The following is a 14,453-nucleotide window of genomic DNA, read 5'->3' on the forward strand; positions in this document are numbered from 1 at the left end:
TCGCTGGCGGCCGGTATCGGTTACCCGGAAATGGTTTCGCTGTTCGCCGGCACCGTGCTCAACCAGACCGGGCAGGCCATCGAAGTGATTGCCATCACCATGAGCGTGTACCTGGCGATCAGTATCAGCATTTCCCTGCTGATGAACTGGTACAACAAGCGCATTGCGCTGATCGAGCGGTAAGGAAAAGCGCATGAGTACTCATACTTTCAAACCCGACATGCCTCCACCGAACAGCAGCATCGGCGTGGTGGCGTGGATGCGCGCGAACATGTTCTCCAGCTGGCTCAACACCCTGCTGACGCTGTTCGCGTTCTACCTGATCTACCTGGTCGTGCCACCGATCCTCAGCTGGGCGATCGTCGATGCCAACTGGGTCGGCACCACTCGCGCCGACTGCACCAAGGAAGGCGCCTGCTGGGTGTTCATTCAGCAGCGCTTCGGCCAGTTCATGTACGGCTATTACCCGACCGAACTGCGCTGGCGCGTTGATCTGACCGTGTGGCTGGCGGTCATTGGCGCAGCACCGCTGTTCATCTCGCGCGTGCCGCGTAAAGCGGTGTACGGCCTGAGCTTCCTGGTGCTGTACCCGATCATCGCCTTCATCTTGTTGCACGGCGGTTTCGGTCTGACCACCGTGCCGACCAGCCAGTGGGGCGGCCTGATGCTGACCCTGGTGATCGCCACCGTCGGCATCGCCGGAGCATTGCCGCTGGGCATCGTGCTGGCGCTGGGACGACGTTCGAACATGCCGGCGATTCGTGTGGTCTGCGTGACTTTCATCGAGTTCTGGCGCGGCGTGCCGTTGATCACGGTGCTGTTCATGTCCTCGGTAATGCTGCCGCTGTTCCTGCCCGAAGGCATGAACTTCGACAAGCTGCTGCGGGCGCTGATCGGCGTGATCCTGTTCCAGTCGGCGTACGTCGCCGAAGTGGTGCGTGGCGGTCTGCAAGCGATTCCCAAAGGGCAGTACGAAGCGGCCGCGGCGATGGGCCTCGGTTACTGGCGTTCGATGGGCCTGGTGATTCTGCCGCAAGCGCTGAAGCTGGTGATCCCGGGCATCGTCAACACGTTCATTGCGCTGTTCAAGGACACCAGCCTGGTGATCATCATCGGCCTGTTCGACCTGCTCAACAGCGTCAAGCAAGCCGCCGCCGACCCGAAATGGCTGGGCATGGCCACCGAAGGCTACGTGTTCGCCGCCCTCGTGTTCTGGATTTTCTGTTTTGGTATGTCGCGCTATTCCATGCATCTGGAACGCAAGCTCGACACTGGCCACAAGCGTTAGGAGTTCTCTGTAAATGAGCGAAGCAATCAAAAAGCCTGTGGGTCCGGAAGGCATCATCCAGATGCAGGGCGTGAACAAGTGGTACGGCCAGTTTCACGTACTCAAGGACATCAACCTCAACGTCAAACAGGGAGAGCGCATCGTCCTGTGTGGCCCGTCGGGTTCCGGTAAATCGACTACGATCCGTTGCCTGAATCGTCTGGAAGAACACCAGCAGGGGCGCATCGTCGTCGATGGCGTGGAACTGACCAATGACCTCAAGCAGATCGAAGCGATCCGTCGCGAAGTCGGCATGGTGTTCCAGCACTTCAACCTGTTCCCGCACCTGACCATTCTGCAGAACTGCACGCTGGCGCCGATGTGGGTGCGCAAAATGCCCAAGCGCAAGGCCGAAGAAATCGCCATGCATTACCTGGAGCGCGTACGCATTCCGGAGCAGGCGCACAAGTACCCGGGGCAACTGTCCGGTGGTCAGCAGCAGCGTGTGGCGATCGCCCGCGCCTTGTGCATGAAGCCGAAAATCATGCTGTTTGACGAGCCGACTTCAGCGCTCGATCCGGAAATGGTGAAAGAGGTTCTCGACACCATGATCGGTCTGGCCGAAGACGGTATGACCATGCTCTGCGTGACCCACGAAATGGGCTTCGCCCGCACCGTGGCCAACCGCGTGATCTTCATGGACAAGGGCGAAATCGTTGAACAGGCGGCGCCGAACGATTTCTTCGACAATCCGCAGAATGATCGGACGAAGTTGTTCTTGAGTCAGATTTTGCATTGATGGTTGATGAGTGAAACCAACCCGGCCATGTGCCGGGTTGTTTTTTCGGTGTCAGGAAACCGAAAGGGATTCATGTTCTTTGTGGACGATGTGCTCGAAACCTCTCAAATCTGCACCTTCGCCGAGAGTCTTTGCATCGGTTAGCAAATATGGGTAACGATCCAATAAACGCATCAGCAGTATGAGTGCCTTGGGCGGCAAGATTTCGCCGCGCTCGTAGCGAGAGAATGCGTTATGCCCACCCCCAGATAGCAGTTGCACCGTCTCTTTTTGCGTCAGATGCAATTTGCGGCGAATCCGCTTCATCTCGTCGCCAATCATTTTCCTGGCAGCGATGACCAACTCATCACCTGCGTCGCAATAACGTTCCGCGCTATCGGTATCGGCGTCCCATTCGACCTCACCGCAGTTCTGGCACTCCCAGCCAGAAAGATCATCCACACGCCGCTCCATGCCTTTGACTTTCAGGGTTTCGCCGCGCCCCTGAAAATGCCTCATTCCCTCACGTGCACCGCAGCTGACACATTGCTGGGTTTTCATGGGTTGTTCTCCTTGAAGGAGATCACCGGTGGGCTGCCGCCGGGGCGGTATGTCACCTTGATGTAAATCTCCTGATCTCGTGAATTGATGTGATACACGTCTTGCCAGATTCGATGATCCTCATAAGTAGTCATCGATTTGTACAACATCCTGGTTTGTAGCTCGAAAACAATCTCCTGCATTTCGCTGACATTGAAGCCGAGCTTCTCAGCTGACCTTACTGAAGTTTTGGTGAAAGCATTTTGACCCAGTCGCCTCACTTCAGACTTGATCACCGCCAAGTCGTAATGGGGTGTGTTCTTTTCCATAAGAAGCCAAAACCCTGTCCCTGAAATTACCCTTAAAGGGTAATTTTGACTAATCGAAAATGCCGCTCCATGTGTCTCCGATTGACCCTAGGTGGTTGCCGTCCTACATGGGTCTGACTAACATGTCGGAAAATTCATCCTATGATTGGATGAAAAGGCGAAGCTCATGTCCGAAATTTCCCCTTTGATCAAGCGATCCCTGGTCGATCAGGCTTTGGATCAACTGCGTCAGCGCATCAACAGCGGTGCGTGGCAGGTCGGCGAGCGTCTGCCGACCGAGCCTGAGCTGTGCGCCGAGCTGGGCATCAGCCGCAACACCGTGCGCGAAGCCATGCGTGTTCTGGCGTTTTCCGGTCTGATCGAAATTCGCCAGGGCGATGGCAGTTATCTGCGCGCGGTGGTCGATCCGCTGGATACGCTCAAAGCGTTGTCCCGCTGTTCCCTGGAGCAGGCTCGGGAGACCCGGCACATCCTTGAAGTCGAGGCCATCGGCCTGGCGGCGTTGCGTCGTACCGATGAGGATCTGGCGGCGCTGCGTGAAGCGCTCGGCACCAGCGGCAGCCATTACCACGGCGATCTCGACGCCTATATCGCCTGCGATCTGGTGTTCCATCGCCGACTGGTCGACGCCGCGCACAACCCGACCCTCAGCGAGTTGTATCGCTACTTCTCCAGCATCGTCGGCGCGCAATTGCGCCAGACCCTTAATATCTCCCCGCGCCGTCAGGAAGTGTTCGATCTGCACATCGACTTGCTCGATGCGGTCGAGCAACGCGACCCGGAACGGGCCAAAGCCTTGTCGAGGCAGTTGATCAATGAACCTTGAAACCGAGAAGACCATGTCCCGCAGTGAGTTATCCACAGCATCGAAACGCACCCCCGAACTTGAAGAGCTGCTGATCGATGCCGAGGCTGATGACGAGCAGGTCCAGCAAAGCCATCCGTTGGTGAAACGTCCATGGTTGCTGCTGCTCGGGTTGATTCTGGTGGCGCTGAACCTGCGCCCGGCGTTGTCGAGCATGGCGCCATTGCTTAGCGAGGTCTCCAGAAGCCTCGGGCTGTCTGCGGCGCAGGCGGGATTACTGACCACGTTGCCGGTGCTGTGCCTGGGCTTGTTCGCACCGCTGGCGCCGATTCTGGCGCGGCGGTTTGGTGCTGAGCGCGTGGTGTTGGGGATTCTGCTGACACTGGCCGGCGGCATCATCCTGCGCAGCAATTTCGGCGAGATCGGGCTGTTCGCCGGCAGCGTCCTTGGCGGCGCCAGCATCGGCATCGTCGGCGTGCTGCTGCCGGGCATCGTCAAGCGCGACTTCGCCAAACACGCCGGGACCATGACCGGCGTCTACACCATGGCGCTGTGCCTGGGCGCAGCGATGGCGGCGGGTTCGACCGTGCCGCTGAGTGAACACTTCGGCAACAGCTGGGCGATGGGCCTGGGCTTCTGGGTGATTCCGGCATTGGTGGCGGCGGTTTTCTGGCTGCCACAAGTCGGCTCCAAACATGGCGCACACAACGTCGCCTACCGCGTGCGCGGGTTGCTGCGTGATCCGCTGGCCTGGCAGGTGACCTTGTACATGGGCCTGCAATCGTCGCTGGCCTACATCGTGTTTGGCTGGTTGCCGTCGATCCTCATCGGTCGCGGGCTGACACCGACTCAGGCCGGATTGGTGCTGTCCGGTTCGGTGATCATTCAGCTGGCCAGTTCGCTGGCCGCGCCGTGGCTGGCGACCCGTGGCAAGGATCAGCGTCTGGCGATCGTCGTGGTCATGGCGCTGACCCTGGCCGGCCTGTTCGGCTGCCTGTACGCACCGATCGAAGGTCTGTGGGGCTGGGCGATTCTGCTCGGCCTCGGGCAGGGCGGTACGTTCAGTCTGGCCCTGACCCTGATCGTCCTGCGCTCGCGCGATTCCCATGTCGCGGCGAACCTGTCGAGCATGTCGCAGGGTTTTGGCTACACCCTGGCGTCCATGGGGCCTTTCGCCGTGGGCGTGGTGCATGACTGGACCGGCGGCTGGAGTGCGTTGGGCTGGATTTTCGGCATTATCGGCGCCGGTGCAATCCTCGCCGGGCTGGGTGCCGGCCGGGCGCTGTATGTGCAGGTGCAAAGCGAAAAGATCTGAATGCACTGGTTGCAAATGTGGGAGCGAGCCTGCTCGCGAAAGCGGTGTTTCAGTCAACATGGATGTTGAATGTTGAATTGCCTTCGCGAGCAGGCTCGCTCCCACAAGGGTTTTGCGTATTGCCGATAGTGTTTCTGCGCGCGGCAGATTATGGTGCTGGCAATCTGTACCTATTTTTTGGAGACTGCCTTGAGCGAAGCCCACAGCGCCCTGATCACCCGCTTCTACCAAGCCTTTCAGCGCCTTGACGCCGAAGCCATGGCCGTCTGCTACACCGATGATGTGGTATTCAGCGATCCGGCCTTCGGCGAGTTGCGCGGGCGCGATGCCGGCGACATGTGGCGCATGCTGACTACCCGCGCCAAGGATTTCTCCCTGACCTTCGACAACGTCCGCGCCGACGAACGCAGCGGCGGAGCACACTGGGTCGCGACCTACCTGTTCAGCCAGACCGGCAACATCGTCATCAACGATATCCAGGCGCGATTCGTGTTCCGTGACGGCAAGATCTGCGAGCATCACGACCACTTCGATCTGTGGCGCTGGTCGCGCCAGGCGTTGGGTTTCAAAGGCCTGTTGCTGGGCTGGACGCCGCTGGTGCGCAACGCCGTCCGCGCCCAGGCGCGCAAGGGACTGAAGGCTTTTCAGGCCGGGCGCTGATAAGATCGCCGCCTGTTTTCCTACACGTTCAGATCACCCAAGTGACCAGTCTTAGCGAACAATCCGTCGATGCTGCCGAGCCAGTGAGCAAATCCTGGTTCGTCTACCTCGTGCGTGCCGCCAATGGCTCGTTGTACTGCGGAATCAGCGACGACCCGGTGCGGCGTTTCGCCAAGCATCAGAGCGGCAAGGGCGCGCGGTTCTTTCTCTCCAGCCCGGCGATGGCGCTGGTCTACACCGAACTGTGCCGCGACAAAAGCGATGCTTTGCGCCAGGAACGGCTGATCAAAAAGCTGCGCAAAAGCGCCAAGGAATGCCTCGTCGCGTCTTATCAATCTGACTGATTGGCTCCCATCAGGCAGATCTGTAGGCTGCTAATCAAATGCACGCTAAGCTGCGGGCTCACTATCTGAGCGGCGGAGCCGAGCATGTCCGAGTTGATTCTGCACCATTACCCGACCTCTCCATTCGCCGAGAAGGCCCGCCTGCTGCTGGGCTTCAAAGGCCTGTCCTGGCGTTCGGTGCATATTTCCCCGGTGATGCCAAAGCCGGATCTGACCGCGTTGACCGGTGGCTACCGCAAGACCCCTGTGTTGCAGATCGGTGCTGACATCTATTGCGACACCGCACTGATCGCTCGACGCCTGGAACAGGAAAAAGCCCTGCCGGCGTTCTTCCCCGAGGGTCAGGAAATGACCTGCGCCAGTTTTGCGGCGTGGGCCGATTCGGTGGTGTTCCAGCACGCCGTAAGCCTGGTATTCCAGCCGGAATCGGTGGCGGTACGTTTCGGCAAATTGCCTCCGGAAGCGATCAAGGCATTCCTGGCCGACCGCGCCGGTTTGTTCAGCGGTGGCAGCGCCACGCGTCTGTCCGCCGAGCAGGCCAAACATCAGTGGCCGACGATCATGGCGCGACTGGAGCAGCAGTTGCAGCGCGAGCAGGGCGACTTCCTCTTCGGCGAGCCATCGATTGCCGACTTCGCCCTGGCGCATCCGCTGTGGTTCCTCAAGGCGACGCACGTGACGGCGCCGCTGGTGGATGAATATCCGGCGGTCGCGGCGTGGCTGGGTCGGGTGCTGGGGTTCGGCCATGGCGCGGCGAGCGAGATGTCTTCCGCCGAGGCACTGGAGGTCGCGCATAACGCGACGCCAGCGGCATTGCCGGATGAGCGGTTCGTTGATCCGAACGGCTTCAAGGCGGGCCAGCAAGTGGCAATTGCCGCTATCGATTACGGCGTTGATCCGGTGGTGGGCGAGCTGCTGTTTGCTGGCAGTGAAGAGCTGATCATTCGCCGTGAAGACGAACGTGGCGGCGTGGTGCATGTGCACTTTCCGCGCTTTGGGTTCCGTATCGAGGCGCGCTGATTTATCGAGTCAGCTGCAAAACCTGTGGGAGCGAGCCTGCTCGCGAAGACGATGGATCATTCAACATGTCGTTGGCTGATGCAGCGCTTTCGCGAGCAGGCTCGCTCCCACAATGGATTATTTGAGGGCAGCGAGGATTTCTTCCGGATCAAACCCGCGAATCAACGTACCGTTCACATCAATCAGCGGAATCCCGCGTCCACCCAATGCCTCATACGCCTTGCGCGCATCGGCATCCTTCTCGATGTCGTACTCCTTGAACGGTATGCCCTTGCTGTCGAGAAAGCGTTTGGTCTGTTTGCAGTAGCCGCACCAGTCGGTGGCATAAAGCACGACATTGGCTTGCGCCCGCGTCTGCTCAGAAACCATTTGCGCGGGGTTGAACACCCGCTCGATCTTGCCCCAGTTCTGGTAAACCACGACCACCAGCAGCACCAGGGCGACTTTTTTCAGCACATTGCCGAGCATCAGTTACGCCGCTTCAGCTGGTCGGTCAGCGAAGTCGGCAGGCCTTTGATGATCAGAGTGCCGTTCTCTTCGTCGTACTCGATCTTCGAACCCAGCAGGTGCGCTTCGAAGCTGATCGACAGACCTTCGGCGCGGCCGGTGAAGCGGCGGAATTGGTTGAGGGTGCGTTTGTCTGCCGGGATCTCCGGCGACAGGCCGTAGTCCTTGTTGCGAATGTGATCGTAGAAGGCCTTCGGGCGTTCTTCGTCGATCAGCTCCGACAGCTCCTCAAGGCCCATCGGTTCGCCGAGCTTGGCCTGGCTGCTGGCATAGTCGACCAGAGTTTTGGTTTTCTCGCGGGCCGAGTCTTCCGGCAGGTCTTCGCTCTCGACAAAGTCGCTGAAGGCCTTGAGCAGTGTGCGCGTCTCGCCGGGGCCGTCGACGCCTTCCTGGCAGCCGATGAAGTCGCGGAAGTACTCCGAGACCTTCTTGCCATTCTTGCCCTTGATGAACGAAATGTACTGTTTGGACTGTTTGTTGTTCTGCCACTCGGAAACGTTGATCCGCGCGGCCAGATGCAATTGGCCAAGGTCGAGATGGCGCGAAGGAGTTACGTCGAGCTCGTCGGTCACCGCCACGCCTTCGCTGTGGTGCAGCAGGGCGATCGCCAGATAGTCGGTCATGCCTTGCTGATAGTGGGCGAACAGCACGTGGCCGCCCACCGACAGGTTGGATTCTTCCATCAGCTTCTGCAGATGCTCGACCGCCACTTTACTGAACGCGGTGAAGTCACGGCCGCCGTCCATGTACTCCTTCAACCAGCCGCTGAAGGGGAACGCGCCCGATTCCGGATGGAACAGGCCCCAGGCTTTGCCCTGTTTGGCGTTGTAGCTTTCATTGAGGTCGGCGAGCATGTTTTCGATGGCGGCGGACTCGGCCAGTTCAGAGTCACGGGCGTGCAGAACTGCGGGCGTGCCGTCGGGTTTTTTGTCGATCAGGTGGACGATGCAATGGCGGATCGGCATGGGCTTCTCGGCTGTTGGAAGGGAGGAGGGCAGGCTCCCCCGAAAAAGCGCTCAGTGTACCGCAACCACTGGTTTTGGCGCGGGTTGCAGGGCAAAACCGGGGCGCGCGCCCGGCCTTAAGCGGTTTTTTACCGATTTAGCGCAATAAAGCTGACCAAATGGGTAGCTAGAGGCGGATATTTCCTTGTCGCTGTGCTAGTTTTGCCCGGTCTTACGCGAAGTCACTGCGTTAAGCGTGCATTCAGCATTTGTCAGGTCGAACCAAACCCTGATTTCGGCATCTATAACCCGACTCGTCGTGGTTATCGCCGAGGGTGCCAGATCCAGAAGATCGGGCTCGATGGCTGACACTGCACTCTGCAATCCATATGAATTTGATAGGGAAGGAACACTACATGGCTCTTACTAAAGACCAACTGATCGCCGACATCGCTGAAGCTATCGACGCGCCGAAAACCACCGCGCGTAACGCTCTGGACCAACTGGGCCAAATCGTTGCCGATCAGCTGGAAAACGGCGGCGAAATCACCTTGCCAGGTATCGGCAAGCTGAAAGTGACCGAGCGTCCTGCCCGCACCGGCCGTAACCCTTCGACTGGCGCTGCCATCGAAATCCCTGCAAAGAAAGTGATCAAGCTGGTTGTGGCCAAAGGCCTGACCGACGCTGTGAACAAGTAAGACGCAGCGATAAAAAAAACCGTGCTTCGGAGTGATCCGGGGCACGGTTTTTTTGTGTCTGCGATTTGACGGTCAAGTCGCGGGCAAATGTGGGAGCGAGCCTGCTCGCGAAAGCGGTGGGTCAGTCGATATTGAAGCTGACTGACACGCTGCCTTCGCGAGCAGGCTCGCTCCCACAGGGGGATCTGCTGTGTCTTAGCGCACCCAGCGCTCACGCCGCCAGATCTGCTGCTCGGACTTGGTCTGGAAGGTCCAGGCGACAAAGCGGCTCTGCTTCTGCCCCTGCGACATCTCCACGACCTGGCTTTCCAGCACGCCGGCCTTCTTCAGTGCCGTCTCGATGGCCGGCAGGTTCGAGGCCTTCGACACCAGGGTGCTGAACCACAACACCTTGTGCTGGAAGTTCGCGCTCTCGGCAATCAACTGCGTCACGAAGCGCGCTTCACCGCCTTCACACCACAGCTCCGCCGATTGCCCGCCGAAGTTCAGCACCGGCAGCTTGCGTTTCGGGTCGGCCTTGCCCAAGGCGCGCCACTTGCGCTCGCTGCCCTTGGTCGCTTCTTCCATCGAGGCGTGGAACGGCGGGTTGCACATGGTCAGGTCGAAACGCTCGCCCGGCTCCAGCAAGCCGATGAGGATGTGCTTGCGGTTTTCCTGCTGGCGCAGTTGGATCACCTTGCTCAGATCGTTGGACTGAACAATGGCTCGCGCCGCCGCCACGGCTGTCGGGTCGATCTCCGAGCCGAGGAAGTGCCAGCGATATTCGCTGTTGCCGATCAGCGGATAAACGCAGTTGGCGCCCATGCCGATGTCCAGCACATTGACGATCGCGCCGCGCGGCACCTTACCGTCGTTCATGCTCGCCAGCAGGTCGGCGAGAAAGTGCACATAGTCGGCACGCCCCGGAACCGGAGGGCACAGATAGTCGGCCGGGATGTCCCAATGCTGAATGCCATAGAACGCCTTGAGCAGCGCCCGATTGAACACCCGCACCGCGTCGGGGCTGGCGAAGTCGATGCTTTCCTTGCCGTACGGGTTGGTGATCACGTACTTGGCCAGTTCCGGCGTGGTCTTGATCAGTGCCGGAAAGTCGTAACGACCCTGATGGCGATTGCGCGGATGCAGGCTGGCCTTGTCGCGCGGCTCGACGGCTTTGCTCGGGGACGCGGCGTCAGGCTTCTTGCGCGCAGGTTTGGGTGTGCGGGGGGTGGTCATGGGCGTGGTCGATTCGGGTATGGCTGAAAGTGGCGGGCATTGTCCCACATCTGAAGGCAACACCGTTCAAACTGTGGGAGCGAGCCTGCTCGCGAACGCGGTTTTACATCTGACAGATTTGTCGGCTGACACGCCGCTTTCGCGAGCAGGCTCGCTCCCACAGGGGACTCGAGGTTTTGCAGGAATAAAAAAGGGAGGCCACCTGGGCCTCCCTTCTTCAGTGCGATTTGCCGTTACAGACTGGCAATCCGCGCGTGCTGCTCGGCCAGTTTGCCCAGGGCCTGTTCGGCCTCGGCCAGTTTGGCGCGTTCCTTCTCGATGACTTCGGCCGGGGCCTTGTCGACGAATCCTGCGTTGGAGAGCTTGCCGCCAACCCGCTGGACTTCGCCCTGCAGACGCAGGATTTCCTTGTCCAGACGCGCCAGTTCCGCGCCCTTGTCGATCAGACCGGCCATTGGCACCAGCACTTCCATCTCGCCCACCAATGCGGTGGCGGACAGCGGTGCTTCTTCGCCAGCGGCGAGTACGGTGATCGATTCCAGGCGCGCCAGCTTCTTCAGCAGCGCTTCGTTCTCGGACAAGCGGCGCTGGTCTTCAGCGCTGACGTTCTTCAGGAAGATCGGCAGTGGCTTGCCCGGGCCGATGTTCATCTCGCCACGAATGTTGCGCGTGCCGAGCATCAGTTCCTTGAGCCATTCGATGTCGTTTTCCGCCGCCGGATCGATGCGCTCTTCGTTGGCCACCGGCCAAGGCTGCAGCATGATCGTTTTGCCCTGAATACCGGCCAGCGGCGCGATACGCTGCCAGATTTCTTCAGTGATGAACGGCATGAACGGATGCGCCAGACGCAGCGCCACTTCCAGCACGCGCACCAGCGTCCGGCGAGTACCGCGCTGACGTTCGACCGGCGCGTTCTCGTCCCACAGCACAGGCTTGGACAGTTCCAGATACCAGTCGCAGTATTGGTTCCAGATGAACTCGTACAGCGCTTGCGCGGCGAGGTCGAAACGGAACTGATCCAGTTGGCGGGTCACTTCGGCTTCGGTGCGTTGCAACTGCGAAATGATCCAGCGATCAGCCAGCGACAGCTCGTAGGCTTCGCCGTTCTGGCCGCAGTCTTCGCCTTTGTCCAGAACGTAACGCGCGGCGTTCCAGATCTTATTGCAGAAGTTGCGATAGCCTTCGACGCGACCCATGTCGAACTTGATGTCGCGACCGGTCGAGGCCAGCGAGCAGAAGGTGAAGCGCAGGGCGTCGGTACCGTAGCTTTCGATGCCATTGGCGAATTCTTCGCGGGTGGCTTTCTCGATCTTCTTCGCCAGTTTCGGTTGCATCAGGCCCGAGGTGCGCTTCTGCACCAGGGTTTCCAGGTCGATGCCGTCGATGATGTCCAGCGGGTCAAGGACGTTGCCCTTGGACTTGGACATCTTCTGGCCCTGGCCGTCGCGTACCAGACCGTGTACGTAGACAGTCTTGAACGGAACCTGCGGCGTGCCGTCTTCGTTCTTCATCAGGTGCATGGTCATCATGATCATCCGGGCAACCCAGAAGAAAATGATGTCGAAACCGGTGACCAGCACGTCGGTGGAGTGGAATTTCTTCAGGAACTCGGTCTGCTCAGGCCAGCCCAGGGTCGAGAACGTCCACAGGCCGGAACTGAACCAGGTGTCGAGTACGTCGTTGTCCTGTTGCAGCGCAACGTCCGGGCCGAGGTTGTGCTTGGCACGCACTTCGGCTTCGTCGCGACCGACGTAGACCTTGCCCGACTCGTCGTACCAGGCCGGAATCCGGTGGCCCCACCACAGCTGACGGCTGATGCACCAGTCCTGGATGTCGCGCATCCACGAGAAGTACATGTTTTCGTACTGCTTGGGCACGAACTGGATGCGACCGTCTTCAACGGCAGCAATCGCCGGCTCGGCCAGAGGCTTGGTCGATACGTACCATTGGTCGGTCAGCCACGGCTCGATGACCGTGCCGGAGCGATCGCCTTTCGGCGTTTTCAGGTTGTGATCGTTGACGCTCACCAGCAGGCCGGCAGCGTCGAACGCGGCGACGATCTGCTTGCGCGCCTCGAAACGCTCCAGCCCGGCGAACTCGGCCGGAATCTTGCCGTCGATGCTCTCGTTCAGCGTGCCGTCAAGGTTGAACACCTGCGCGGCAGGCAGCACGTTGGCGTTCTTGTCGAAGATGTTCAGCAGCGGCAGGTTGTGGCGCTTGCCGACTTCGTAGTCGTTGAAATCGTGGGCCGGGGTGATTTTCACGCAGCCGGTGCCGAATTCAGGGTCGCAGTAATCGTCGGCGATGATCGGGATGCGCCGGCCAACCAGTGGCAGCTCGACGAATTTGCCGATCAGCGCTTTGTAGCGCTCGTCGTTCGGGTTAACCGCGACGGCGGAGTCGCCGAGAATGGTTTCCGGACGGGTGGTGGCGACGATCAGGAAGTCATTGCCCTCGGCGGTTTTAACGCCATCGGCCAATGGGTATTTCAGGTTCCACAGGAAACCTTTCTCTTCGTGGTTTTCCACTTCGAGGTCGGAAATCGCCGTGTGCAGTTTGGTGTCCCAGTTGACCAGACGCTTGCCGCGGTAGATCAGGCCGTCTTCATGCAGGCGCACGAAGGCTTCCTTGACCGCTTCCGAGAGGCCGTCGTCCATGGTGAAGCGCTCGCGGCTCCAGTCGACGGACGAGCCGAGGCGGCGGATCTGCCGGCTGATGTTGCCACCGGACTGATCTTTCCACTCCCAGACTTTCTCGAGGAATTTTTCCCGGCCCAGATCGTGACGATTCTGGCCCTGGGCTTCGAGTTGGCGCTCCACCAGCATCTGCGTGGCGATACCGGCGTGGTCGGTGCCCGGCTGCCACAGGGTGTCGCGACCCTGCATGCGGCGGAAACGGATCAACGCGTCCATGATCGCGTTGTTGAAGCCGTGACCCATGTGCAGGCTGCCGGTGACGTTCGGCGGCGGGATCATGATGGTGTAGGACTCGCCCGCGCCTTGCGGGGCGAAGTAGTTCTCGGACTCCCAGGTCTTGTACCAGGAAGTTTCAATGGCGTGCGGCTGGTAGGTCTTATCCATGCGCGGCGGGACCCTATTGGCATTTATTCAGGAAAAGCCGGGAAGTATAGCGGGGCATGGTGCCGAGGGCGAGCGGGGGAGGTCTGGCGGAGATCTAAATGCAGGAGCTGCCGAAGGCTGCGATCTTTTGATCTTGTTTTTTGTGAAAGCAAAGTTAAAAGATCGCAGCCTTCGGCAGCTCCTGCACTAGCGGCTTATTCGTACTGGCTGAGCAGCCGCTCCATTCGCGCATCGAGGCGGCGTTTGATTTCGGTCTCGATGTGCGGGGCGAAGTCGTCGATCACGTCTTGCATGATCAATTGCGCGGCGGCGCGCAGTTCGCTGTCCAGGTGCAGCAAGGCGTCCGGGCCTTTATCGACCGGTGCGGCAGCCGGGGCAGCCGGCGGCGCTGGTGGCGGCTCGACGGCCGCCGGCTGATTGCCGACGGAATCGAACAGCATCGGAATCTGTTCCTGTTCGCCGTCATCGACCGTATCGGTCAAGAGCGGCGGTTGCAGGTTGTCATCGCCGAGCAACTGGCGGATCGATTCAAGATCGTCCAGCAGATGTGCGGACTTCTGTTGCGGTTTCGGAGTGTCCATTGGAGTGCTCAGAGTCGCTGTAAACGGTGGTCTTGCAGAGAATAGCCCTGTTCGCGGTAGAAACGGAAACTCTCCCGCGCCGCCGCTCGGATGGTCGGATCTTCCACCACCACTTCCGCCACGCGGGCGAATTTGCTGGCGAAGGCCGGGACTTTCAGGTCGAGATTGACCAGCAGATCCAGATGCTCACCGCAGTCTTGCCCGAGTCCCAGCACGATCAAACCGTCCGGTTCGCTGTCGGCCGGGCCGTGGGGCACGAAGCTTTCACCCTTGAATGTCCACAGACGCGCATCGAGATCGTCGCGCTGGGCCGCATCGCTGCAATGCAGGTAGATGCGGTGGCCCATGCGCCAGGCTTTCTCGGTGAGCT

The 14,453-nt window shown here is 59.9% G+C and carries 16 protein-coding genes and 1 pseudogene; 9 read left to right on the forward strand and 8 right to left on the reverse strand.

All coding sequences use genetic code 11. The annotated features are described in order from the left end of the window. From D8U71_RS10080 to D8U71_RS10090, 3 genes and pseudogenes are all read left to right on the forward strand, one after another. Positions 1 to 183: pseudogene (locus D8U71_RS10080) on the forward strand (amino acid ABC transporter permease); the annotation flags it as partial. Between the two features lie 10 nt (positions 184 to 193). Further along, complete coding sequence (locus tag D8U71_RS10085; RefSeq protein ID WP_024011693.1) at positions 194 to 1,288, forward strand: amino acid ABC transporter permease; 1,095 nt, start codon at positions 194 to 196, stop codon at positions 1,286 to 1,288. A gap of 13 nt (positions 1,289 to 1,301) precedes the next feature. Then, on the forward strand, positions 1,302 to 2,066 hold the full coding sequence (locus tag D8U71_RS10090; protein ID WP_016771581.1) for an amino acid ABC transporter ATP-binding protein: 765 nt from the start codon (positions 1,302 to 1,304) through the stop codon (positions 2,064 to 2,066). Positions 2,067 to 2,117: 51 nt separating this feature from the next. Here D8U71_RS10090 and D8U71_RS10095 read toward each other — a convergent pair whose 3' ends face one another. After that, positions 2,118 to 2,606, reverse strand: coding sequence for a type II toxin-antitoxin system MqsA family antitoxin (locus tag D8U71_RS10095; RefSeq protein WP_122601891.1), 489 nt, complete (start codon positions 2,604 to 2,606; stop codon positions 2,118 to 2,120). Further along, the gene (locus tag D8U71_RS10100) at positions 2,603 to 2,914 is read right to left on the reverse strand and encodes a type II toxin-antitoxin system MqsR family toxin (RefSeq protein ID WP_123443480.1); all 312 of its coding nucleotides are present in this window, start codon (positions 2,912 to 2,914) and stop codon (positions 2,603 to 2,605) included. The genes D8U71_RS10095 and D8U71_RS10100 overlap by 4 nt, the downstream gene beginning before the upstream one ends. A 166-nt stretch (positions 2,915 to 3,080) precedes the next feature. On the opposite strand from D8U71_RS10100, the gene D8U71_RS10105 reads away from it, so the two are divergent. The 5 genes from D8U71_RS10105 (at position 3,081) to D8U71_RS10130 (ending at position 7,058) form a co-directional block, all read left to right on the forward strand. Beyond that, a complete protein-coding gene (locus D8U71_RS10105) occupies positions 3,081 to 3,740 on the forward strand; it encodes a FadR/GntR family transcriptional regulator (RefSeq protein ID WP_130887701.1) in 660 nt (219 codons plus the stop codon). Next, positions 3,730 to 5,034, forward strand: a complete 1,305-nt coding sequence (locus D8U71_RS10110; RefSeq protein ID WP_130887702.1) for a CynX/NimT family MFS transporter — start codon at positions 3,730 to 3,732, stop codon at positions 5,032 to 5,034. Before D8U71_RS10105 ends, D8U71_RS10110 begins: the two co-directional genes overlap by 11 nt. 189 nt (positions 5,035 to 5,223) lie before the next feature. After that, the gene (locus D8U71_RS10120) at positions 5,224 to 5,694 is read left to right on the forward strand and encodes a nuclear transport factor 2 family protein (protein WP_130887704.1); all 471 of its coding nucleotides are present in this window, start codon (positions 5,224 to 5,226) and stop codon (positions 5,692 to 5,694) included. Between the two features lie 41 nt (positions 5,695 to 5,735). Beyond that, positions 5,736 to 6,038 carry a GIY-YIG nuclease family protein gene (locus tag D8U71_RS10125; protein ID WP_073473642.1) on the forward strand — a complete coding sequence of 101 codons (303 nt, stop codon included), beginning with the start codon at positions 5,736 to 5,738 and terminating at the stop codon, positions 6,036 to 6,038. 84 nt (positions 6,039 to 6,122) lie between these two features. Further along, the gene (locus D8U71_RS10130; RefSeq protein WP_123443484.1) at positions 6,123 to 7,058 is read left to right on the forward strand and encodes a glutathione S-transferase family protein; all 936 of its coding nucleotides are present in this window, start codon (positions 6,123 to 6,125) and stop codon (positions 7,056 to 7,058) included. 117 nt (positions 7,059 to 7,175) lie between these two features. Here the strand turns inward: D8U71_RS10130 and D8U71_RS10135 are convergent, their stop codons facing one another. Next, complete coding sequence (locus tag D8U71_RS10135) at positions 7,176 to 7,526, reverse strand: glutaredoxin family protein (RefSeq protein ID WP_130887705.1); 351 nt, start codon at positions 7,524 to 7,526, stop codon at positions 7,176 to 7,178. Further along, positions 7,526 to 8,530, reverse strand: a complete 1,005-nt coding sequence (gene yejK, locus D8U71_RS10140) for a nucleoid-associated protein YejK (RefSeq protein WP_016771572.1) — start codon at positions 8,528 to 8,530, stop codon at positions 7,526 to 7,528. The genes D8U71_RS10135 and yejK overlap by 1 nt, the downstream gene beginning before the upstream one ends. Positions 8,531 to 8,925: 395 nt before the next feature. On the opposite strand from yejK, the gene D8U71_RS10145 reads away from it, so the two are divergent. Then, a complete protein-coding gene (locus tag D8U71_RS10145; RefSeq protein ID WP_003221909.1) occupies positions 8,926 to 9,207 on the forward strand; it encodes an HU family DNA-binding protein in 282 nt (93 codons plus the stop codon). A 195-nt stretch (positions 9,208 to 9,402) separates the two neighbouring features. Here the strand turns inward: D8U71_RS10145 and rlmF are convergent, their stop codons facing one another. From rlmF to D8U71_RS10170, 4 genes are all read right to left on the reverse strand, one after another. After that, positions 9,403 to 10,422, reverse strand: coding sequence for a 23S rRNA (adenine(1618)-N(6))-methyltransferase RlmF (gene rlmF / locus D8U71_RS10150; RefSeq protein WP_130887706.1), 1,020 nt, complete (start codon positions 10,420 to 10,422; stop codon positions 9,403 to 9,405). A gap of 233 nt (positions 10,423 to 10,655) precedes the next feature. Then, positions 10,656 to 13,502 (reverse strand): valine--tRNA ligase, encoded by a 2,847-nt coding sequence (locus D8U71_RS10160; protein ID WP_130887707.1) that lies wholly within the window; start codon positions 13,500 to 13,502, stop codon positions 10,656 to 10,658. Between the two features lie 194 nt (positions 13,503 to 13,696). Then, positions 13,697 to 14,083 carry a hypothetical protein gene (locus tag D8U71_RS10165; RefSeq protein ID WP_056783087.1) on the reverse strand — a complete coding sequence of 129 codons (387 nt, stop codon included), beginning with the start codon at positions 14,081 to 14,083 and terminating at the stop codon, positions 13,697 to 13,699. A gap of 8 nt (positions 14,084 to 14,091) precedes the next feature. Then, on the reverse strand, positions 14,092 to 14,453 hold a 362-nt coding region (locus D8U71_RS10170), incomplete at its 5' end, for a DNA polymerase III subunit chi (RefSeq protein ID WP_130887708.1).

Source organism: Pseudomonas sp. Sample_21 (genome assembly GCF_004307525.1).
Lineage (GTDB): Bacteria > Pseudomonadota > Gammaproteobacteria > Pseudomonadales > Pseudomonadaceae > Aquipseudomonas > Aquipseudomonas atacamensis.